The organism is Nonomuraea sp. NPDC049158, from assembly GCF_040648335.1.
Classification (GTDB): domain Bacteria; phylum Actinomycetota; class Actinomycetes; order Streptosporangiales; family Streptosporangiaceae; genus Nonomuraea.
This window is the reverse complement of the sequence record NZ_JBEZDM010000015.1, coordinates 17,226-37,979: the sequence shown is the minus strand read 5'-3', so window position 1 is coordinate 37,979 and position 20,754 is coordinate 17,226. Positions and strand designations below refer to the sequence as shown.

Annotated in this window: 22 protein-coding genes; 14 read left to right on the top strand and 8 right to left on the bottom strand. The window is 71.6% G+C overall.

Going from position 1 to position 20,754, the window contains the following annotated elements:
- Nucleotides 1–132 precede the first annotated feature (132 nt).
- Nucleotides 133–1,518: an aminopeptidase P family protein gene (locus AB0B61_RS29835; protein ID WP_358438592.1), complete on the bottom strand. Its 1,386-nt coding sequence runs from the start codon at nt 1,516–1,518 to the stop codon at nt 133–135.
- A 149-nt stretch (nt 1,519–1,667) separates the two neighbouring features.
- Here AB0B61_RS29835 and AB0B61_RS29830 point away from each other — a divergent pair, with 149 nt between their 5' ends.
- The 4 genes from AB0B61_RS29830 (at nt 1,668) to AB0B61_RS29815 (ending at nt 5,517) form a co-directional block, all read left to right on the top strand.
- Nucleotides 1,668–2,096, top strand: a complete 429-nt coding sequence (locus tag AB0B61_RS29830) for a CBS domain-containing protein (RefSeq protein WP_357639239.1) — start codon at nt 1,668–1,670, stop codon at nt 2,094–2,096.
- 97 nt (nt 2,097–2,193) lie between these two features.
- On the top strand, nt 2,194–2,772 hold the full coding sequence (locus tag AB0B61_RS29825) for a hypothetical protein (RefSeq protein WP_358438589.1): 579 nt from the start codon (nt 2,194–2,196) through the stop codon (nt 2,770–2,772).
- Nucleotides 2,773–2,833: 61 nt separating this feature from the next.
- Nucleotides 2,834–3,679 (top strand): cyclase family protein, encoded by an 846-nt coding sequence (locus AB0B61_RS29820; protein ID WP_358438587.1) that lies wholly within the window; start codon nt 2,834–2,836, stop codon nt 3,677–3,679.
- Nucleotides 3,676–5,517, top strand: coding sequence for a thiamine pyrophosphate-binding protein (locus AB0B61_RS29815; protein ID WP_358438584.1), 1,842 nt, complete (start codon nt 3,676–3,678; stop codon nt 5,515–5,517). The genes AB0B61_RS29820 and AB0B61_RS29815 overlap by 4 nt, the downstream gene beginning before the upstream one ends.
- A 43-nt stretch (nt 5,518–5,560) precedes the next feature.
- Here the strand turns inward: AB0B61_RS29815 and AB0B61_RS29810 are convergent, their stop codons facing one another.
- From AB0B61_RS29810 to dhaK, 3 genes are read right to left on the bottom strand one after another with little or no spacing between them, the layout of a single operon-like run.
- The gene (locus AB0B61_RS29810; protein WP_358438961.1) at nt 5,561–5,944 is read right to left on the bottom strand and encodes a phosphoenolpyruvate--protein phosphotransferase; all 384 of its coding nucleotides are present in this window, start codon (nt 5,942–5,944) and stop codon (nt 5,561–5,563) included.
- The gene (gene dhaL, locus AB0B61_RS29805) at nt 5,944–6,615 is read right to left on the bottom strand and encodes a dihydroxyacetone kinase subunit DhaL (protein WP_358438581.1); all 672 of its coding nucleotides are present in this window, start codon (nt 6,613–6,615) and stop codon (nt 5,944–5,946) included. The genes AB0B61_RS29810 and dhaL overlap by 1 nt, the downstream gene beginning before the upstream one ends.
- Nucleotides 6,615–7,595, bottom strand: coding sequence for a dihydroxyacetone kinase subunit DhaK (gene dhaK / locus AB0B61_RS29800; RefSeq protein ID WP_358438579.1), 981 nt, complete (start codon nt 7,593–7,595; stop codon nt 6,615–6,617). The genes dhaL and dhaK overlap by 1 nt, the downstream gene beginning before the upstream one ends.
- A 117-nt stretch (nt 7,596–7,712) precedes the next feature.
- Here dhaK and AB0B61_RS29795 point away from each other — a divergent pair, with 117 nt between their 5' ends.
- The gene (locus AB0B61_RS29795; protein ID WP_358438576.1) at nt 7,713–8,468 is read left to right on the top strand and encodes a lysophospholipid acyltransferase family protein; all 756 of its coding nucleotides are present in this window, start codon (nt 7,713–7,715) and stop codon (nt 8,466–8,468) included.
- A gap of 12 nt (nt 8,469–8,480) precedes the next feature.
- Here the strand turns inward: AB0B61_RS29795 and AB0B61_RS29790 are convergent, their stop codons facing one another.
- Together AB0B61_RS29790 and AB0B61_RS29785 are read right to left on the bottom strand one after the other, a co-directional pair.
- Nucleotides 8,481–9,287, bottom strand: a complete 807-nt coding sequence (locus AB0B61_RS29790; RefSeq protein WP_225291636.1) for a serine/threonine-protein kinase — start codon at nt 9,285–9,287, stop codon at nt 8,481–8,483.
- A 56-nt stretch (nt 9,288–9,343) separates the two neighbouring features.
- A complete protein-coding gene (locus AB0B61_RS29785) occupies nt 9,344–10,594 on the bottom strand; it encodes an MFS transporter (protein ID WP_358438573.1) in 1,251 nt (416 codons plus the stop codon).
- A 68-nt stretch (nt 10,595–10,662) separates the two neighbouring features.
- On the opposite strand from AB0B61_RS29785, the gene AB0B61_RS29780 reads away from it, so the two are divergent.
- The 5 genes from AB0B61_RS29780 (at nt 10,663) to AB0B61_RS29760 (ending at nt 15,546) form a co-directional block, all read left to right on the top strand.
- Nucleotides 10,663–11,286 (top strand): helix-turn-helix domain-containing protein, encoded by a 624-nt coding sequence (locus tag AB0B61_RS29780; RefSeq protein WP_358438570.1) that lies wholly within the window; start codon nt 10,663–10,665, stop codon nt 11,284–11,286.
- A gap of 300 nt (nt 11,287–11,586) precedes the next feature.
- Complete coding sequence (locus AB0B61_RS29775; protein WP_358438567.1) at nt 11,587–12,480, top strand: siderophore-interacting protein; 894 nt, start codon at nt 11,587–11,589, stop codon at nt 12,478–12,480.
- A gap of 14 nt (nt 12,481–12,494) precedes the next feature.
- Nucleotides 12,495–13,511 carry an iron-siderophore ABC transporter substrate-binding protein gene (locus AB0B61_RS29770; protein ID WP_358438562.1) on the top strand — a complete coding sequence of 339 codons (1,017 nt, stop codon included), beginning with the start codon at nt 12,495–12,497 and terminating at the stop codon, nt 13,509–13,511.
- On the top strand, nt 13,508–14,518 hold the full coding sequence (locus AB0B61_RS29765) for an iron ABC transporter permease (RefSeq protein ID WP_358438559.1): 1,011 nt from the start codon (nt 13,508–13,510) through the stop codon (nt 14,516–14,518). Before AB0B61_RS29770 ends, AB0B61_RS29765 begins: the two co-directional genes overlap by 4 nt.
- Nucleotides 14,518–15,546, top strand: coding sequence for an iron chelate uptake ABC transporter family permease subunit (locus AB0B61_RS29760; RefSeq protein ID WP_358438556.1), 1,029 nt, complete (start codon nt 14,518–14,520; stop codon nt 15,544–15,546). The genes AB0B61_RS29765 and AB0B61_RS29760 overlap by 1 nt, the downstream gene beginning before the upstream one ends.
- On the opposite strand, the gene AB0B61_RS29755 is transcribed toward AB0B61_RS29760, so the two are convergent.
- On the bottom strand, nt 15,543–15,899 hold the full coding sequence (locus AB0B61_RS29755) for a hypothetical protein (protein WP_358438553.1): 357 nt from the start codon (nt 15,897–15,899) through the stop codon (nt 15,543–15,545). The two genes, AB0B61_RS29760 and AB0B61_RS29755, sit on opposite strands and share 4 nt — an antisense overlap.
- A 236-nt stretch (nt 15,900–16,135) precedes the next feature.
- Between AB0B61_RS29755 and AB0B61_RS29750 the strand changes: the two genes are divergently transcribed.
- A complete protein-coding gene (locus AB0B61_RS29750) occupies nt 16,136–16,768 on the top strand; it encodes a TetR/AcrR family transcriptional regulator (RefSeq protein ID WP_358438550.1) in 633 nt (210 codons plus the stop codon).
- A gap of 83 nt (nt 16,769–16,851) precedes the next feature.
- Here AB0B61_RS29750 and AB0B61_RS29745 read toward each other — a convergent pair whose 3' ends face one another.
- Nucleotides 16,852–18,441 (bottom strand): S8 family serine peptidase, encoded by a 1,590-nt coding sequence (locus AB0B61_RS29745; protein WP_358438547.1) that lies wholly within the window; start codon nt 18,439–18,441, stop codon nt 16,852–16,854.
- Between the two features lie 216 nt (nt 18,442–18,657).
- Here AB0B61_RS29745 and AB0B61_RS29740 point away from each other — a divergent pair, with 216 nt between their 5' ends.
- From AB0B61_RS29740 to AB0B61_RS29730, 3 genes are all read left to right on the top strand, one after another.
- Nucleotides 18,658–19,407: a tyrosine-protein phosphatase gene (locus AB0B61_RS29740; RefSeq protein ID WP_358438545.1), complete on the top strand. Its 750-nt coding sequence runs from the start codon at nt 18,658–18,660 to the stop codon at nt 19,405–19,407.
- Between the two features lie 419 nt (nt 19,408–19,826).
- Nucleotides 19,827–20,348, top strand: a complete 522-nt coding sequence (locus tag AB0B61_RS29735; RefSeq protein WP_358438542.1) for a snapalysin family zinc-dependent metalloprotease — start codon at nt 19,827–19,829, stop codon at nt 20,346–20,348.
- Nucleotides 20,349–20,513: 165 nt separating this feature from the next.
- Nucleotides 20,514–20,657: a hypothetical protein gene (locus tag AB0B61_RS29730; protein WP_358438539.1), complete on the top strand. Its 144-nt coding sequence runs from the start codon at nt 20,514–20,516 to the stop codon at nt 20,655–20,657.
- The last annotated feature ends 97 nt before the right edge of the window (nt 20,658–20,754 follow it).

The following is a 20,754-nucleotide window of genomic DNA, read 5'->3' as shown; positions in this document are numbered from 1 at the left end:
AGCAGTAACCCTACTGACGGTCCGTCTAGTAAGTCGATGCTTTCGCTGGAATTTGAGGAAAAGGTATGAGGCTCAGCTCAGAGGTTGTCAGCCCGCTACGAAACGTGATCGCTTCGTAGCCGTATCAGGTGTTCAGCCCAGCAGCCCGGCCATCCACGACTCGACCTCGGCGGGATGGCGCGGCAGGGCGGCCGACATCAGGCGGGCGCCGTCGGCGGTGATCACCAGGTCGTCCTCGATCCGGATGCCCAGCCCCCGGAACTCCGCCGGCAGGGTGAGATCGTCGGGCTGCAGGTACAGGCCCGGCTCGACGGTGAGCACCTGGCCCTCCTCCAGGACCCCGTCCAGGTAGACCTCCGAGCGCGCGCGGGCGCAGTCGTGCACGTCCAGGCCGAGCATGTGGCCGCTGCTGCAGAGCGTGTAGCGGCGGTACAGGCCCGACTCCATCAGCGCGTCCGGCGAGTCGCGCAGCAGGCCCCAGTCGTGCAGGCCCTCGCTGATGACCCGCATCGCCGCCAGGTGGAAGTCGCGGAAGCGGGCACCGGGCTTGAGCGCGGCGATGCCGGCCGTCTGCGCCTCGTACACCAGCTCGTACGCCTGCCGCTGCACGGGACTGAAGCGGCCGGACAGAGGCAGCGTGCGGGTGATGTCGGCCGTGTAGAGCGTGTCGGACTCGACGCCCGCGTCCAGCAGCAGGAGGTCGCCCGGGTCGAGGCGGCCGTCGTTGCGGATCCAGTGCAGCACGCACGCGTGCGCGCCCGAGGCCACGATGCTGTCGTAGCCGGCCGCGTTGCCCTCCAGGCGCGAACGGAGCCCGAACACGCCCTCCAGGTAGCGCTCGCCCCGAGGGTGTCCGAGCGCGGCGGGCAGGGCGCGTACGACGTCTTCGAAGCCGCGCGCGGTGGCGTCGACCGCCGACTGCAGCTCGCCGATCTCCCACGCGTCCTTGATCAGCCGCATCTCCGACAGGAAGCTCTCGAACTCCGCGTCGCCCGGCAGCAGCGCGTCGACCGCCGGGTCCACGCCGCCCAGCACCCTGGCGGGCCCGGTCAGCGACAGCTCGCGGATGTGGGCGCAGCCGATCTGGTAGAGCTCGGCCGCCTCCTCCAGGTCGGGCCGCCGCCCCACCCAGAACTCCCCATAACGCCGGTCGCGGTAGAACTCCTCGCCGTCCTCGCGCGGCGAGCGCGGCCTGAGGTACAGCGTGGCCTCGCCCGACGGCTCGATGACCAGCACGTCGCCCGGCTCGCCCGCGCCCGTCAGATAGGAGAACGCGCTGTGCGGCCGGAAACGGTAGTCGCTGTCGTTGCTGCGCACCTTGAGCGTCCCCGACGGCACGACGAGCCGCTCACCGGGGAAGCGGGCGGCGAGCGCGGCGCGGCGCCTGGCCGCCCAGGGCGCGATCGGCAGCGCCGCCACGTCGGTGCGCCGGGTGTCGGCCCAGCCCGTCCGCATGAACGCGGTCAGCGCCGCGGTGACGGGCAGATCATGGCTGCCGGTATTGAGCGGCTCTGTCATCACGCATCCTGTTTCACAAGCTCCATGTACGGCATGCAGCCTACGGGAACGCTTGACGGTGCCCCTACCTGCTTGCTTGCCTTGAAAGCTACGCGGGTGGAGCGCTTAGCCGGAGCCACCCGGGGTAACTGAGAGCCGAGGTGGTTCAGATGCTCATCGGGACAATCCTGCGCGGCAAGGGAAGCGCGGTGATGACCGTGGCTCCGGAAGCCACGGTCCGCGAACTCCTGACCAAGCTCGCCGAGCACAACATCGGCGCCGTCGTGGTCTCCGCCGACGGCGTGACGATCACGGGCATCGTGTCCGAGCGCGACGTGGTCCGCCGCCTGCACGACCGCGGCGCGGCCGTGCTCGACCAGCCCGTCTCCGCGATCATGACGTCGGAAGTACGCACGGTCGGCCCGCACGACAACGTCGACGAGCTGCGAAGGACCATGACCACACACCGGTTCCGGCACATGCCCGTCGTCGAGGACGGGCGGCTGGTCGGCATCGTGAGCATCGGTGACGTGGTCAAGAGCGCGATCGAGGAGCTGGAGACGGAGAAGGCGTCGCTGGTCGACTACCTCCACCGTTGACACGGATGGGACGCTTGTCCCCGTGATGTACGGGCCTCCTCCCGAATACCCTCCGTCTCCGGAATATCCCCGGGCGACGAGCAGTCCGACCATCATCGTGCTCGTTTCCGGGTTGACCTGCTTACTCGGGTTCCTGCTCGGGTACTTCACCGGGCTGGACTCGGGGGAGGCGACGGCCGCACCCGCGGAGACGCCTCCGGTGACGATGACGATCGGCGACTCGACGCCGCCCGCGGACCAGGGGACGGACCCGTCGGCCCCGGCGGGCGCGCCCACGTCGGACCCGTCAGCCCCGGCGGGCACGGTCACGTCGAACCCGGTCGCGTCCGCTCCGGCGGGGACACCCGCGCCGGTCGGGACCGCACCGGTCGGGACCGCACCGGTCGGGACCGCGCCGGCTGGGACGCCTGCTCCGGTGGGCTCGGCCGGGCCGCCGGGCGCGCTCGGCGGCATGCGGACGCTCATCGTGGGCGTGGACATCCAGCCCGGCACCTACCGTACGACGGGTCCGGCGACCGCCACGGACAAGTGCTACTGGGCCCGCATGAAGAGCACGTCCGCCCAGGTCAGCGACGTGATCGCGGCGGACATGCCGACGGGACCGGCCACCGTGACGATCCTGGCCACCGACAAGGCGTTGCAGACGGGCGGCTGCGCCCCATGGACCAAGTCCTGACGTGCTTGGAGCCGGGTGGGCCGATATAGGAGGATGCAGCCAGCCCATCAAGGAGGATGACATGTCGATCTTGCGGAGCCTGGTGGAGAGCCTGCGCGGTGGCGCCATCGAGGTGATCGATCTCACCTCGCCCCTGTCATCGGATACGCCGATCCTCCAGCTGCCCGAGCCTTTCGGCAACACGATTCCGTTCCGGCTGGAGGAGATCAGCCGCTACGACGACCGCGGTCCCGCCTGGTACTGGAACGACATCCACACGGGCGAGCACAGCGGCACCCACTTCGACGCGCCGATCCACTGGGTGACCGGCCGCGACGGCCAGGACGTGTCCCAGGTGCCCGTGTCCAGCCTGCTGGCCCCCGCCGTCGTGCTCGACCTGGCGGCGGAGGCGGCGAAGGACCCCGACTTCCTGCTCCAGATCGACCACGTCAAGGAGTGGGAGCGCGCCAACGGCCCGCTGCCCGACGGCGGCTGGCTCCTCTACCGCACCGGCTGGGACGCCAGGGCCGCCGACCAGGCCACCTTCCTGAACGCCGACGAGACCGGCCCGCACACCCCCGGCATCTCCGTCGAATGCGCGAACTGGCTGGCCGCCGAGACGCCCATCCTCGGGCTCGGCGTCGAGACCGTCGGCACCGACGCGGGCACCGCCCACTCCTTCGACCCGCCCTTCCCGTGCCATTCGTTCCTGCTGGGGGCGGGCAAGTACGGCCTGACCCAGCTGCGCAACCTCGACCGCCTGCCGGTGACCGGCGCCGTCGTCCTGGCCCCGCCGCTGCCGATCGTGGGTGGGTCGGGTAGCCCGGTGCGGGTACTGGCGCTGGTGGAGCGGAGGAGCTCGGAGGGAGAGAGCGAGGAACGAGCCAACGAGCTCCGAAGCGGCCGCGACCATAAGCTCGAGAGATGATCGTCGCCGAGGCCGTCGGGCGGGTGCTGGCCGAGGCCGGGGTCGACACCGCGTTCGGCGTGGTGGGCAGCGGCAACTTCCACGTCACCAACGCCCTCGTGGCGCACGGCGTGCGCTTCGTCGCCGCCCGCCATGAGGGCGGCGCCGCCACGATGGCCGACGCGTACGCCAGGATGAGCGGCAAGGTCGGGGTCGTCTCCGTCCACCAGGGGCCCGGCCTGACCAACGCCGTGACGGGGATCGCCGAGGCGGCCAAGAGCCGTACCCCGCTGATCGTGCTCACCGGCGAGGCGACGGACGTGCGCTCCAACTTCCACATCGACCAGGACGCGCTGGCGGCGTCGGTCGGCGCGGTCTCGCTCCGCGTCACGGAGGCCGGCCGGGCGGTCGAGGAGACGCTGTCGGCCTACCGTACGGCGGCCCGCGACCGGCGCACGGTGGTGCTCAACCTGCCGCTCGACGTGCAGCAGGACATCGTCGCGTGGCCCGGCCTCATCGGCGAGTCACACGGGACGCCATCGGCCGCGGAGCCGCACGGGACGCCAGCGGCCGGGACGCCGTCGGGTGCGGAGTCGGCTGGGACGCTGTCGGCCGGGATGCCGTCGGGTGCGGAGGCGTTCAGGACGCCGTCGGCCGCGGAGCTCGGCGCGCTGGTCCGGCTGCTGGCGGGGGCGCGGCGGCCGGTGTTCGTCGCCGGGCGCGGCGCCAGGCACGCCAGGGCCGAGCTGGAGGAGCTGGCCGCCGCCACGGGCGCGCTGCTCGCCACCTCCGCCGTCGCCAAGGGCCTGTTCCGGGGCAGCCCATGGGACCTGGACGTGAGCGGTGGCTTCGCCACGCCGCTCGCCGCCGAGCTGATCCACGACGCCGACCTCATTGTGGCCTGGGGGTGCGCCCTCAACATGTGGACCACCCGCCACGGACGGCTGATCGGTGAGCACACCAAGCTCGTCCAGGTGGATTTGGACGAGAGCGCCCTGGGCGTCCACCGGCCGATCACCCTCGGCCTGGTCGGCGACACGGCCGCCACGGCGCGCACGGTCTTCCACGCCCTCGCTCCGACCGGCGATTCGCTCGCTCCGACTGGGGACGCTCGTGCTGCGACCGGGGACGCCCTCGCTCCGACTGGGGACGCTCGCGATTCGGCGGGGGACGCTCGCGATTCGGCGGGCGAGACCGAGCGCGGGTATCGGTCGGCGGAGGTCGCCGCGCGGATCCGGGCCGAGGGACGGTGGCAGGCCCTGCCCTACGACGACGAGGGCGGCGATGGGCTGATCGACCCCAGGACGCTCACGATCGGGCTCGACGACCTGCTGCCGGGGGAGCGGATCGTGGCGGTCGACTCCGGCAACTTCATGGGGTACCCGGCCATGTTCCTCGATGTGCCCGACGAGCGGGGGTTCTGCTTCACCCAGGCGTTCCAGTCGATCGGGCTCGGGCTGGCGACCGCGATCGGCGCCGCGCTCGCCCGGCCCGACCGGCTGCCGGTCGCCGCGCTGGGCGACGGCGGGGCGCTGATGGGCATCGCCGAACTCGACACCGTCGTACGGCTCGGGCTGCCGATGGTGGTCGTGGTCTACGACGACGAGGCGTACGGCGCCGAGGTGCACCACTTCGGCCCCCACGGGCACCCGCTCGGCACGGTCACCTTCCCGCCCGCCGACTTCGCCGCGATCGCCACCGGCTACGGCTTCGCGGCCGTGACGGTCACCGAGCCCGGCGACCTGGCCGGGGTGGCCGAGTGGCTGAAAGGCCCCAGGGACCGGCCGCTGCTGGTGCACGCCAAGCTCGCCGGGAAGCACGGCTCGTGGTGGCTGGAGGAGGCGTTCAAGGGCCACTGAGCCGGTTCAGGAGGCATCGAGTCTCGGGAGCCGCTGAGCGGGTTCAGGAGTCGCTGAGCTTGCGGATGGTGCGGGCCTCCTCGGCGGCCGCGAGGACGGCCGCCAGGGGCGCGCCCGCGCCCGCCGTGACGGCCGCCGCGATCGCCCCCTCCACGAACGGCACGTCGGCCACCACCACCCGGCCGGGCTCCGCCAGCAGCCGGGCCGTCAGGACCGAGCTGCCCAGGTCGGGTACGAGCACCACGCCGTCGCCCTGGTCGACCGCCGTGAGCGCCCGCTCGATCAGGTCGAGGCTCGTGCCCACCCCGCCGTCCTCGGTGCCGCCCGCCGCCGCCACCCGCGCGCCCGTACCGGCGATGCCGCGGACGAGCGCGGCCGTTTCCGCCGCCAGCCCGGCGCTGTGGGCCACCAGTACGATGCCCACCATCACGAGCTCACGGTGACCAGGCAGGCGACGATGAGGGCGGACGACGCCGCCCCCGGATCCTCGTGCCCGACGCTGCGCTCGCCCAGGTAACTGGCCCGGCCCTTGCGGGCAGGCATCGGGATCGTGGCCCGCGCCCCCTCCTCGGCCGCGCGCGCCGCCAGCTCGAACGCCTCCCGGACCCCCGCCCCATCCCGTACGGCCAGCGCCAGGGCCAGCGATGCCGGAGCCAGCGCGTCCACCATGGTCTTGTCGCCCGGAGCCGCCTTGCCCAGCCGCTCGACCGCGACCACCCCGGCCTCGAACGCCGCCGCGAACCCGGCCTGCGTCACCGGCGCCTCCATCGCCTTGCCCATGGCCCGGAACGCCGACCCGTACAACGGCCCGGAAGCACCCCCGACGCGGCGGATCAGCGTCGTGCCCGCGGACACCAGCACCTGGCCCGGCGCGGCCGGCGGGGAGTCGGCCAGCGCCTTGAGGACCTCGGTGAAGCCGCGGTCGAGGTTCGCGCCGTGGTCGGCGTCGCCGATCGCCGCGTCCAGCGCGGTCAGCCGCTCGCGCTGCGCCCGGACCTGCTCGGCCACCTCCTCCAGCCAGGCGACGAAGAAGGCCGTGGTCAACGTGCCGGGGCCCGTGGAGCCGCCGCCCGTCTCGGGGTCCGTGGGGGCGCCCATCAGCGTCCCCAGCGCAGTCCCGGCGTCTCGACCGGCGCGTCCCACAGACGCGTCAACGTGTCGTCGAGCCGGCAGATCGTCACCGAGAAGCCCTGCATATCCAGACTCGTCACGTAGTTGCCCACCAGCGACCGCGTCACCCGCGCCCCCTTGCCGCGGATGACGGCCGCCACTTCGGCGAACGCCACGTACAGCTCCATCAGGGGTGTGCCGCCCATGCCGTTCAGCAGGACGAGCAGGTCGCCCTCCAGCGGCAGGTCGCGGTGGATGGCCTCCATGGCGATCTCGGACAGCTCGCGGGCCGAGGCCATCGGCGCCCGGATCCTGCCGGGCTCGCCGTGGATGCCGATGCCCAGTTCCACCTGCGTGTCGGGCAGATCGAACGTCGGCTTGCCCGCCGCGGGCGTCGTACACGAGGTGAGCGCGATGCCGAAGGAGCGGCTGCGCGCGTTCACCTCGCCCGCCACGCTCGCCACCTCCGCCAGCGGCGCGCCCTCCTCGGCCAGCGCTCCGGCGATCTTCTCCACGAACAGCGTCGCGCCGGTGCCCCGGCGGCCCGCCGTGTAGAGGGAGTCCTGGACGGCCACGTCGTCGTCCACGAGCACGCCGGCGATCTGGACGTCCTCGCACAGTTCGGCGGCCATCTCGAAGTTCAGCACGTCGCCGGTGTAGTTCTTGACGATGTGCAGCACGCCCGCGCCGCCGTCGACGGCCGTGGTCGCCTCGACGATCTGGTCGGGCACGGGCGAGGTGAAGATCTCTCCGGGGCAGGCGGCGTCGAGCATGCCGTAGCCGACGAAGCCGGCGTGCAGCGGCTCGTGCCCCGAGCCGCCGCCGGAGACCAGCCCGACCTTGCCCGCCCGCGGCCCCGACGCGCGGTAGACGACCCGGTCGCGGATCCGCAGCGACGGGTGGGCGGCCGCCATCCCGGCCAAGGCGTCGTCAACCGCGGATTCGGCCGAGTTGATGAGCTTCTTCATGATGAGAAACATTTGCCCGTTTCCCCGGCGGGGCAAGCGTCATAGTGGAACTCGGCCACAGCTTCTACGACCCTGCCGACTACCGTCCGACCGGGGTGAATAGGCTACCTTCTGGTCATGGCTGAGATCGTGTACCCGCCGGTGATCGCCGCCGCGCGGACCCTCTTTCGCGTCCTCGACTACCGCTTCCACATGGAGGGGACCGAGCATATTCCGCGCACCGGCGGAGCGGTGCTGGTCAGCAACCACATCAGCTATCTCGACTTCATCTTCGCCGGATTCGGGGCGGTGCCCGCCAAGCGGCTGGTGCGGTTCATGGCCAAGCAGGATGTGTTCGACCACCGTATCTCGGGGCCGCTGATGCGCGGCATGCACCACATCCCGGTCGACCGGGGCGCGGGCGCGGGGTCGTACGCGACGGCGCTGCGCATGCTGAAGGGGGGCGAGGTGGTCGGCGTCTTCGCCGAGGCGACGATCAGCCGGTCGTTCACGGTCAAGGAGATCAAGAACGGCGCCATCCGCATGGCTCAGGCGACCAAGGTCCCGGTCATCCCGATGGCGCTGTGGGGGAGTCAGCGGATCTGGACCAAGGGCCGGTCCAAGCAGCTCACTCTGCGGCACGTACCCATCACGATCCTGATCGGGGAGCCCATCCACCCCAAGCGCGGCGAGGACGTCAACCAGCACGTCGCCGACCTGCACGCGCGGATGTCGGAGCTGGTGGACCGGGCCCAGCGCACCTACCCGGAGATCCCGCCGGGCGTGTGGTGGCAGCCCCAGCACCTCGGCGGCACGGCTCCCACGCCGGAGGAGGCCGCCGCCATGGACGCCGCCGAGGCGGAAGCCCGCGCCAAGCGCGGCGAGGAGGAATAACGGAACGACCGGTCAGATCGCCGCGGGGTAGCTGCTGGCGCGCATGCCGGCCAATAAGCCGGCGGTCTGTTCGGGCGTGAAGCGGCGCACCGGGTCGTGGTGCAGCAGGCCCTCGATGAGGGGCCGCATGATCCCGGCCCGGCGCGGCGGCGGGTAGCCGCCGCTCCTGGCCATGCCGAGCACCGTGGCCGCGTCCTGCCCGGGGTAGGGCGGCTGGCCCTCGATGGCGCTGTAGAGCGTGGCGCCGAACGACCACATGTCGGCCTCCTTGCTCGCCGGGCCGCCGTGCAGCCGCTCGGGGGCCATGAACGCGGGCGTGCCGCGCAGCCGCCGGGACGTGGTCATCCGGATGTCGCCCTCGACCGTGGCGATGCCGAAGTCGGTCAGCACCACGCGGTCGCCGGTCAGCATCACGTTGGCCGGCTTCACGTCGCGGTGCAGCACCCCTGCCTGGTGGGCGGTACGCAGCGCGGCCAGCAGGTGCTGGCCGATCGCCGCCACCGACTGCGCGGGCAGCGTCCCCACCTGGGAGAGCAGCTGGTGCAGTGAGAGGCCGTCGAGGTACTCCATCACGATCCACAGCTTGCCGCCCTCTTCGATGAGGTCGTGGACCGTGACGATGTTCGGGTGGGTGAGCCCAGCGGCCATCCGCGCTTCACGGAGGACCCTGCGACGGACCATCTCGGCCTCACCGCTGAGGGTCAGCTCCTTGAGCGCCACCTCACGGTGGAGAAGCTGGTCGAAAGCCCGCCAGACGACTCCCATACCTCCACGACCGGCCTCCTCGTTAAGGAGGTACCGTCCGCCGATCTCCCGCATGCCATCCCCTCATTGCTCGGGGTAATCATGTCATCTCGAGGTAGGCCAAAGTGTGACTAACGTGATCTGAATGTGTCGGGAACGGAAGGTGCGCTGGTCAAAGGGTGAGAAATTCGATCGTGTAAGGCGCGCCACACGAGCCCCACGCCCACCAAACAGACCCCTGTGGCGCCCAGAAGCACGGCGGTCAGCCCGGCGAGTTCGGCCACCACCCCGCCGAGGGCGGCCCCCACCGGCATCCCGCCCATGCCGATCAGCCGGTAGGCGGAGTTGACCCGGCCGAGCAGTTCGGGTGGGATCAGCCGCTGCCGCGTGGAGATGACCAGGACGTTGGCGACGGCCCCGATGACGCCCCACACCACGGAGGTCGGATACAGCAGCCAGGCGACGGGCCACACCACCGGCACGAGGTACAGCAGGGCGCTCACCAGCCAGGCGCCGACCAGCGTCCGGCCCTCTCCGAGCAGCCCGGAGACCCGCTCCGAGACCAGCGATCCGGCCACCGCGCCGACGGCCATCGCGGTCATCATCAGGCCGTACCCGCTGGGGCTCAGCCCGATCCGCGACCCGTCGCCGACGGCCCACAGCACGAACACCCCGAAGTAGGCGGCGCTGGCGAAGTTCAGCAGACCGGCCGAGACGGCCAGCGTGCGCAGGAACCGCTGGGACCACAGATAGCGCTGGGCGGCCACGATGTCGCGCAGCAGCGAGCGCCTGGGGCCCGCTGTGGCGGCCGTTCCGTAGGAGCCCCTCATGCCCAGCAGGAGCAGGCCCGCGGCGCCGTACAGGAGGGCTGGAGCGCCGAAGACGGCGGCGGGCAGCAGCGTGACCAGCAGGCCGGCGATCGGCGCGCCGGCGAACTCGTTGCCGATCATCTGGGCGCTCTGCACCCGCCCGTTCGCCGCCGTGATGCGCTCCGGCGGCACCGCCATCGGCAGCACCGACTGGGCCGAGGTGTCGGCGAAGACCTCGGCCACGCCCGCGATCAGTACGGCGGCCAGAACGACCCACAAGTTGACCAGCCCGAGCAGCCCGAGCGCGGTCGTCGCCGCGAGCACGGCGGAACGGGCGAGGTTGGCCAGCACCATGATCCGTCTGCGGTCGAGCCGGTCGGCGATCGCGCCCGCGTGCAGGGCGAACAGTAACCACGGCAGCGTGGCGGCGGCGCCGGTCAGCGACACCAGTGTGGGGGAGCGGGTCATCGACACGGCCAGGAGGGGCGCGCCCACCTTGAGCACGCCGTCGGCCAGGTTCGAGAGGGCGGTCGACGACAGGAGGAAGCCGAAGGATCGGCCGAGACGTGGCATGGGTCACTCCGCTAGTGTGTAAGGAAAACTATGCACAGATTTCTTTGCAAAGATAGGTGTGCACAGCCATGCAGAGCAAGCACTATTCGGCCAGAACGCTCGACGCGAACGCGCTGAAGTCGTTCGCGCACCCGCTGCGACTGCGCATCTACGAGCTGCTCGACGAGCACGGCCCCTCGACGGCCACCCGGCTGGCCGGACTGCTCGGCCAGAACACCGGGGCGACCAGCTACCACCTGCGTGAGCTGGCCCGGCACGACATGATCGAGACGGTGCCCGAGCTGGGCAAGGGCAAGGAGAAGTACTGGCGGATCGTGCCGGGCGGCTTCTCCTACGGCGACCCCTCGGCCGATCCGTCGGCCGATCCCGAGACGGTCGACGCGCTCGCCCGGCTGCTCGACGACCTCATCCGGCAGCGCGGTGCCGAGCTGGCCCGCTGGCGCGAGGAGGAGGCGACGACTCCCGAGGAGTGGGTGCGGGCGAGCGGGTTCGGACGGCGGTCGATGCGGCTCACCGTGGCCGAGACGACGCGGATGCGCGAGGAGGTGTTCGAGGTCCTGGAGAGGTACCGGGCCGTGGCGGACCGCAGGGACCTCGAGTCCCCGGGCGCTCCGGACCCGGCGACCGGTCGCGTGGTGGTCCACTTCGACGTGCTGCCGGTGGGGGTCAAACACACGATCAAGGACTCCTAGGGACATCCCTAGGCCAAGCCCTGTCGCGACGCCGCCGCTCGCCGCCTAATGTCCTGCATCAAGCTTCCGTCCCCCGTCCGCATGCCGGGCGCGGCGCCGCCGACGGAGCGGGCGATGCTCGGCGGCGCCGCCGCCCTCGTCATGTCGCTGACCTCCGAGTCCGCCGGACATAGGGCTCGGAAAGGCAGGCGCCCCCGTCCCGGGCTGGAGGGACGGGGGCGTTTGCCGTGCCCGGGCGGGACTGGTCGATCAGTATGAGTTAGGTTAGCCTCACCTTAAAGGATCGAGGTGGAGCTGACGATGATCGAGCCCTTTCGCATGTTCGACGTACGCGTGAACCGGTTAGCACGCCTGAGCCCGACCTTCCTGCGCGTGACGTTCGAGGGGGAGGACCTGCACCACTTCGCGGACAACGGGTTCGACCAGCGGATCAAGCTCATCCTGCCGGTCGACGGGCACGGGCTGGAGCACCTGCCGAGCGGCCCCGACTGGTTCCCGCGCTGGCGCGGCCTGCCCGACGCGCTGCGCAACCCGCTCCGTACCTACACCGCCCGTCTGGTACGCCCCGAGGCCCGCGAGGTGGACGTGGACGTGGTCATGCACGACCACGGCGACGGCCCGGTGGCCCGCTGGGCGGCCGATGTGCGGCCCGGGGCCGTCGCGGTGCTGCTCGGCCCCGACGCCCGCCACGACGGGCCGCACGGCGGCCTGGAGTTCCACCCGCCCGCGGACACCGGGGCGGTGCTGATCGCCGGCGACGAGACCGCGGTCCCCGCGATCTGCTCCATCCTCGAACGGCTGCCGGCCGGCTACGAGGGCGAGGCGCTCATGGAGGTGCCCCGCGCGGACGACTTCCTGCCCGTCGAGACGGCGAGCGGCGTCAAGGTCACCTGGCTGGCCCGCGCCGACGAGGAGCGCGGCGCCCTGCTGGTGCCCGCCGTCAGGGCCGCCGCCGACCGGTTGCTCCCCCCGCTGCCCACTCCGGACTCCTTCCAGGACATCGACGTGGACGTGGAGGAGCTGTGGGAGGTGCCCGAGGAGGCGCCGTACGGCCCGCTGTACGCCTGGCTGGCCGGCGAGGCGGCGGTGATCAAGTCGCTCAGGCGGCACCTGGTCGCCGAGCGCGGGATGGACAAGCGCGCCGTGGCCTTCATGGGTTACTGGCGGCTGGGCCGCGCCGAGCACAACGAGTAAGGGAGTCCCCCGTAATGACCCGCGTCCTGTACGCGCTCGCCGCCATGACCCTCGCCCTGGCCACCGGATGCGGCTCCGCCACGCCCCAGGCCCCCGTGGCGGCGGCCTCCGCCTTCTCCGCCACCCTCAATCACAAGTACGGCAGCACCACGATCACCGCCAAGCCCAAGCGGATCGTCACCGTCGGCCTCGTCGAGCAGGACGCCCTGCTGGCCCTCGGCATCGTGCCCGTCGCCACCACCGAGTGGCTCGGCGGGTATCCCGGCGCCATCGGGCCCTGGGCCAAGCCCAAGCTCGGCTCCGCGGCGGTCCCGCAGGTGCTGAAGGACACGGGCAGCGGCCCCCAGATGGAGAAGATCGCGGCCCTGCGGCCCGACCTGATCCTGGCCCTGTACTCGGGGCTGACCCAGGAGCAGTACACGACCCTGTCCAAGATCGCACCCACCGTGGCGCAGCCCAAGGAGCACATCGACTACGGGATCTCCTGGCAGGAGGTGACCAAGCAGGTCGGCGTGGCCGTCGGCGAGCCCGCCAAGGCGGAGGCGCTGGTCAAGCAGGTGGAGGACAGGTTCGCCGCCGTACGGAAGGAGCATCCGGAGTTCGCCGGGCAGACCGGGCTGATGGGCACGGTCTACGAGGGCTACTTCGTCTTCGGCAGCCAGGACCCGCGCTCCCGCCTGCTCACCTCGCTCGGCTTCAAGCTCCCCGCCGACCTGGACCAGGCCATCGGCGACAAGTTCGGCGCCAACATCAGCCGCGAACGCCTCGACCTGCTCGACACCGGAGCGCTCCTCTGGAGCGTGACGAACCCCGACAAGGACAAGGCCACCCTGCGCGCCGACACCGTCTACAAGGGGCTCAAGGTGGTCAAGGAGGGGCGCGAGGTGTTCGTGCGGGACGGCACCGATGTCGGCAACTCGGTGTCCTTCCTGACCGTGCTCAGCCTGCCGTACGTGCTCGACACGCTGGTGCCGCGGCTCGCGGCCGCCGTCGACGGGAACCCGGCCACCGAGGTCGGGCTGCCCTCGTGACCCGGCGGGCCATCCTGGTGGTGGCGTCGGCCGGCGCCCTCGCCCTGATCTGCCTGCTCTCGCTGGCCCTGGGCGCCCGCCAGATCCCCCTGGGCGAGGTGCTCAGGGCGCTGGGCGGCCTGGGCGCGGACCAGGAGACGCGGGAGGTGATCTGGTCCGTGCGCGTGCCGCGGACGCTGCTCGGCGTGCTCGCCGCGGCGGCACTCGGCCTGTCCGGCACGCTCATGCAGGCGCTCACCCGCAACCCCCTCGCGGACCCCGGGGTGCTCGGCGTCAGCGCGGGCGCGGCGTTCGGCGTGGTGATCTCCATGGCCGTCCTCGGCATCAGCGCGTTGTCCGGGTTCGTGTGGTTCGCGTTCGCGGGCGCGCTGCTGGCGAGCCTGGTCGTGTACGCGATGGCCGGAATGGGCCGTGACGGGATGGCACCGGTCAAACTGGCCCTGGCCGGGGTGGCCGTCACGTTTCTGCTCAGCTCGGTCACCAGCGCCATCGTGCTCGTCGATCCCGAATCGCTGAACCGTTACCGGTTCTGGTCCGCCGGGTCGCTGTCCGGGCACGGCTCCGGCGTACTGCCGCAACTGCTGCCGTTCATCCTGGCGGGGGCCGTGCTGGCGATCGCCTGCGCGCCCGCGCTCAACAGCCTCGCGCTCGGCGACGACGTGGCCCGCGGGCTGGGCCGCCGGGTGGGCCTGGTACGCCTCCAGGGCGCGGTGGCCGTGATGCTGCTCACCGGCGCCGCGGTCGCGGCCATCGGGCCCGTCGTCTTCGTCGGCCTGGTCGTGCCGCATCTCGCGCGGGCCGTCGCCAGGCGCGGCGGGGCCGAGACCGACCACCGGCTGCTGCTGCCCCTGTCGGCGCTGCTCGCGCCGTGCCTGCTGCTGGCCGCCGACATCCTGGGCCGCCTCGTCGTACCGCCGATCGAGGTGCAGGCCGGGCTGCTGGTCGCGTTCATCGGCGGGCCGTTCTTCATCGTGCTGGCCCGGCGCCAGCGGCTGGCGGAGCTGTGATGAGCCAGCTCGCCTTCCGTCTCTCCACACCACCCGTGTCGGGCGTGCTGCGCCCTCGGGTGGTCGTGGTGTGCCTGGCGCTGGCCGCCGCGACGTTCCTGGCCTTCTGCCTCGGCATCGGGCTGGGCGAGTTCCCGCTCGGCCTCGGCGAGGTCGTCCAGTCGCTGCTCGGCGCGGGCGATCAGGGCACCCTGTTCGTCGTACGGGAGCTGCGCCTGCCCAGGGCGCTGACCGGGCTGCTCACCGGTGCCGCCTTCGGGCTGTCCGGCGCCCTGTTCCAGACCATGACCCGCAACCCGCTGGCCAGCCCCGACATGATCGGCGTCACCCAGGGGGCGGGCGTCGCCGTGGTGGCCGGGATCGTCCTCGGCATCGGTTCCGGGCCCGGCGTGCAGGTTCTCGGCTTCTCGGGGGCGGTGCTCGCCGCGCTGCTGACGTACCTGTTCGCGTGGCGGCGCGGCACCACCGGGTATCGCATCGTGCTGGTCGGCATCGGCCTGTCGTGGATCTTCACCAGCGCCACCGAGTACCTCATGGTCACGAGCAACACCTTCCAGGCCCAGGCCGCGCTCGGCTGGCTCTTCGGCAACCTCAACGGCCGCACCTGGGGCCAGGCCGTGCCGCTGGCGCTCGCCCTGGCCGTGCTTGCGCCCGTCGCGCTCCTGCTCGGCCGCTGGAGCCGGGCGCTGCAGCTGGGCGACGAGGTGGCCGTGGTGCTCGGCGCGCCGGTGCAGCGGGCGCGGCTGACGCTGCTGCTGGTGGGCGTCGCGCTGGTCGCCTTCGGCACGGCAGCCGCCGGGCCGATCGCGTTCGTCGCGCTGGCCGCGCCGCAGATCGCCCAGCGGCTGGCCCGCACCGCCTGGCCGCCCCCGGTGGCCTCGGCGCTGGCCGGGGCGTTCGTGGTCCTGGCGGCCGATCTCATCGCCCGCCGCCTCATCCCGGACGTGGAGCTGCCCGTCGGCGTGGTGACCGGCGTGCTCGGGGCGCCGCTCCTGCTCTGGCTCCTCGCCCGGGGCCGCCGCGCCTAGCGTCGTCTCGCGGGCTCGGCCTCCCGTACGGCCGGCGCCGGGATCAGCGCGGCGGTGACCACGGCGATCACGGCGATCGCGGCGAACGTCCAGAAGGCGATCGTGAAACCCCTCAGCGTGGGCACGTGAGCGATGGCCGTGGCGGCCAGGATGGCCGAGGCGACCTGCGCCCCCGCCGCCCCGCCGACGGTCCTGGCGATCGTGTTGACGCCCGTGGCCATACCGGTCTGGTCGGCCGGTGCCGCCGCCACGACCAGCAGGCCCATCGACGCGAACGCCAGGCCGTACCCGATCCCGAGCAGTAGCCCGGCGGGGAAGAACTCCCACAGCGGCGGCGGCCGCAGCGCCAGCACGGCGAAGGTGACGGCCGCGCACGCCGCCCCGCCACGCGATGGCGCTCAGCGGGGCGCCGGTCTCACGCTGGAAGCCGGGTAAGGCCGCGACGACGATCGTCTGCGCCGAACTGGCGGCCAGGCTCGCGGCGATCAGTGTCGCGCGGGCGGGGTGGTCGTGGTCAAGTCGCCTCCTTGGCCAAGGATAGGCAACCCTAAGTCTTACGGACAGTGTCCGCAAGTGTAGTGTCCACCGCATGAGCACGCGGGACCGGCGGGCGTGGGGCAGCCTCAACCGCGAGCGGATCGTCGTCGCGGCGCTCGACCTGGCCCGGCGCGAGGGCCTCGGCGCGGTGACCATCCGCCGGGTCGCCGAGGAGGCCGGGGCGTCGCGCATGGCGCTGTACCGGCACGTGGCCGACAAAGAGGCGCTGATCGAGCTCGTCGCCGACGCCGTCGCCGCGGCCGTGGTGCCGCCGGTCGAGGCGGATCGGCCGTGGCCGGAGCAGCTCCGGGTGTTCGCCCGCGAGCTGCGTGCGACGTTGCTCGCCTATCCCGGCTTCGCCGACCTCTTGGCGGCCCGGCACGGACACGGACCCGGGGCGCTGCGGCTGTTCGACACGGTGATCGGGATCATCCGGAGCGCGGGTCTGGAGGGCGCGGCGACCGCGCGGTGGTTCACGGTGTTCATGGACGTGGTGGTGGGGCGGGTCCACCGGGAGTCCTCCGGTGACGGGCACAGTGTGCTGCTCGGCCATGCCCCTGTCGACGTCGAAGGGCTGCCGCATCTGGGCGCGGTCGCTCCCCATCTGGGGTCGATGACCTCGGAGGACCTCTTCGAGAGCGAGCTCGCGCTGGTGATCGAGGGCATCCGCGCCCAGACGTCATAGCGCACACCGGCGCGCGACCGCCCTCGCTGACGCGGTGCGCGTCCGCCTTTGCCTCACGGACGCGCACCGGTCATGCCGTGGGGCTATCGGGACGCGTTCAACGCGTCGACGATGCCCGAGCCGTAGAAGCCGTTACGCGACCTGCCGCCCTCGCAGGTGTGCGTGGCCGTCGTCGTCGTACCGTCCGGCAGGATGCGCGTGTAGGTGAACGCGCGGGGCTCCGGGCACGGGGTCTTGGTGGCGGTCGCCTTCAGCGCCGCCTCCACCGCGTCCGGGTTCATGGTCAGGCCGCCGTGAGCGCGGTCGCGGTGGCCGAACCGGCTGACGATCAGCGCCGCCACGCCCGCGGCCCGCGGCGAGGCCATCGAGGTGCCCTGGAGGTAGGTGTAGTACCCGCAGACCGAGCCGCGGCAGTCGCGCACCACGGACGGGGTGTTCGGCGTGCCGTCGGGGTTGAGCTGCCCGTTCTCCTCGGCCAGCGACTTCGGATAGGCGGCCAGCGTCGCTCTGGTCACGTCACGCGTGGTGGCCGGGTTGTCGTAGGCGTCGCCGCCGGGCGAGGCCACGTCCACGTAGCCGTTGCCGTAGTCGGAGTAGTACGCCTTGCGCTTGCTGATGCCGGTGGACGACACCGCGATCACGTGGTTGCCCTCGCTGGGCATGGACACGCAGCTCGGCGGGATCGTCCGGTCGTACGGCGCCTCGCCGGGCACGCTGGCGAAGTCGGGGCTGGAGCCGTCGACGAGCTCCTTGGTGTAGTCGGTGCCGCCGTTGCCCGCCGCGGACACCAGCGTCACGCCCCTGTCGTGGGCGTAGTTCAGCGCCCGCTGGGTCGCCTTGATGATGGTGGCCTGCTCCACGCGGTCGGCGGGGGAGTCGGCCGGGTTGTCCACGCAGTTGAACAGCCACGGGTCGATGTAGTAACTCATGTTCACCACGTCGATGCCGTGGTCGCCCGCGTACGTCAGCGCGTCCACGCTCGGCTGCAGGAAGAAGAAGCCGGAGTCCTGGCCGACCCGGAGGTTGACGATGGACACCTTGGGCGCCACGCCGGCCACGCCGAGCCGGTTGATGGGCGAGGCGATGGAGGAGGCCACGTGCGTGCCGTGCTCGTTCTCGTCCACGTCGGCGGGGTCGGTGCAGGAGTGGTCCGGCTCGGCCTCGCAGGGCCCGTCGATCGGATCGCCGTTGGCGTCGACCGGGATGTCGACCGTGAAGTTACGGCTCAGCGCCCGGTTGAAATTGGGGGCGATATCCGGATGTGAGGCGTCCACCCCGGTGTCCAGGATGCCGACCAGCACCCCCGGGTCGCCCTGCTCGTGGCGGTAGGAGCCGTCGGCGGTGGCGTGGATCTGCTTCATGTCCCACTGCAGCTCCGACAGCGGCTCGGCCGTCGGTCCCGGCTTGCCGAAGGTGGTGGCGGCGGGGGCGCCGTCAGCGGCCTTCTCCACGGCGTCGGTGGCCTTGCGCGCCTTGGCGGCGGAGCGGGCGGCGGACGGGACCGTTCCGATGGACCGGTTGTGCGCCACGCCCTCGATCGAGGCGTTCGCGGCGACGGCGCCGGCGAAGCCCGTGTTGGTGGTGGAGACGGTGGCCACGCCGACCGCGGTGTTCTCCTTGACCACCGTGCCGCCGGCCGCCTGGACGGCCTTGCGGGCGACGTCCGGCCGCACCCCTTCCTTGTATAAGACGATGTATTCGGTTGCCGAGGCGGTTGCGGTCCGGACTGCCTGAGCGGGGCTGACCATAGCGGTAGCCACGAGGGTGCAGGCAGCCAGGACGATGACACGCTTCACGCGTACCTCCGGGCGTAGACGGATATGTCCACCAATCTGGGCATGTTTACCGGCTACGTCCATAGGTCCCGCCTACCTCATAAGGTGTGCTCAATGAGGCACATCGCGTTCGACCGGCTGCACAACTTCCGGGACCTGGGCGGTTACCGTACTCGCGACGGTCGTACGGTGCGCTGGAGGCGTTTGTACCGTTCCGATTCCCTGGCCAAGCTCCAGGGCGAGGACTGGCGGCGCTTTCTCGACCTGGGCGTGCGTACGGTGATCGACCTGCGCTACCCGTGGGAGATAGCCGCCAGGGGCCGCGTACCGGACAGCGACGGCCTGGCCTACCACAACCTCAGCATCGAGCATCAGCCCTACGACCAGGCCGAGCTGGGCACGGACATCGACACCGTCCGCTTCCTCGCCGACCGGTACGCCGAGGTCGCGCTGGACGGCGTGGAGGAGCTGGGGCAGGCACTGAAGGTGATCGCCGCCGAGGAGAGCGCGCCGCTCGTCATGCACTGCGCGTCGGGCAAGGACCGTACCGGGCTGCTGGCCGCGCTGCTGCTGTCCCTGCTGGGGGTGGACGAGGAGACCATCGTGGAGGACTTCGCCCTCACCGAACTGGCCACCGAACGGCTGGTCGCCGACTGGCGGGCGGCCTATCCGGACCGGACGCTGAAGTGGCCGGGTTACGGGCGCGCGCCGGGCGAGATCATGCGGCTCTGCCTGGCGGAGCTGGCGGCCGGCCATGGCTCCGTACGGGACTACGCGATCGACCGGCTGGGCGTGGACGCCGAGCTGATCACGGCGCTGAGAGAGCAGTATTTGATGCCGCCCAGGACCTGTGTGATCCCCTGAGCGATCACCGGACTTCGGCGAGCTCACCGGCGGGCATGTCCACCATCCTTTTCATCAGCGGCTCAACGCGCCGTGCCGACATCACGCGTGTTCGCCGCGCGTCGACGCGATCGGACTGATCCACGTGTCATCCATCTCAACCAGCCCGTCAGGCCCTCGACCCGCCACCCCGAGTTCCCGACAATCCCTACGACGTTCACACCCTGGACACGACGCATGCCGGGTTCCTGTTCAGAGCGGCGGAGGTGGCCGCCATCCTCGACGAACTCTCTGTCTAGCGACTGGGCGGAGGCTTGGGCTGGTCGCCGACTCGCGGGCGGCCCAAGCTCCATACCACGGTAATAGGGGCAAACTGGCTTATCCCCGGACAGCGTCATCGCGCCTACCGTGACAGCACCCCCACTGTCCGAGGAGACCCGATGCACAAACCCCTGCGTCTCGCGCTCTCTCTCATCCTCACCGTCGCGTTCTTACTGACCGCCTCGCCCGCGCAGGCCGCGCCCCTGCTCAGGACCCTCCGGTACGACGCCGGCCGCGCGGCCGAGTTCCGCGGCGCGGTCGATCAGGCCGCGCAGATCTGGAACTCCAGTGTCACGAACGTCCGCCTCGTCGCAGGCACCCCCGCCGACTTCGTCGTCGTCGCCGACAACGGCTGGCCCCGCACCCTGCCCACGAGCCTGGGCCGGGGCACCATCTGGATGGGCAGGGAAGCCACCTCGCAGGGCTACAACCCGGTGCGCATCGCAGCCCACGAGATCGGCCACATCTTAGGTTTGCCCGACCGGCGCACCGGCCTCTGCTCCGACCTGATGTCCGGCTCCAGCGCTCCGGTGAGCTGCACGAACGCGAATCCGAGCGCGGCCGAACGGGCCCAGGTCGATCGCAACTTCGCCGGCGCTACCCCACTGGTCGAGTTCGGCCGGGTGCTCGTGGACCGCTGACCTCGGGCGCGTGCCGGCCGACCGCGAAACCGCACTCCGCCGCTCGGACGAAACCTCGCCGCACTATGCCGCCGTCCTCTTGCGGAGCAGAACGTGCTCCCGAATGTCCCACGAGCGCGAGACCCGCACTGCTAGAGGCCGCTTCCCCGGGCAGGGACCTCCACTATGGACATCCTCCCTATCCTGTCAGCCGTAGCGCTCCTCGCGGGTGCTGGAATAGCCCTCACCCAGAAGGCATGGCCGGTGGCCCTCCTGTGTGCCGGCCTGGCCCTGGCCGCCCTCGCCGACGCCCGTCTCATCGTCGGCTAGCTCCACACCACACAGCGCGCAGAGGCCGGTAGCGCTTCCGCGGAGCGGGCGAGCTGGTCATAGGTGAGACCCCCGAGTCCGGGGGTCTCACCTGGGC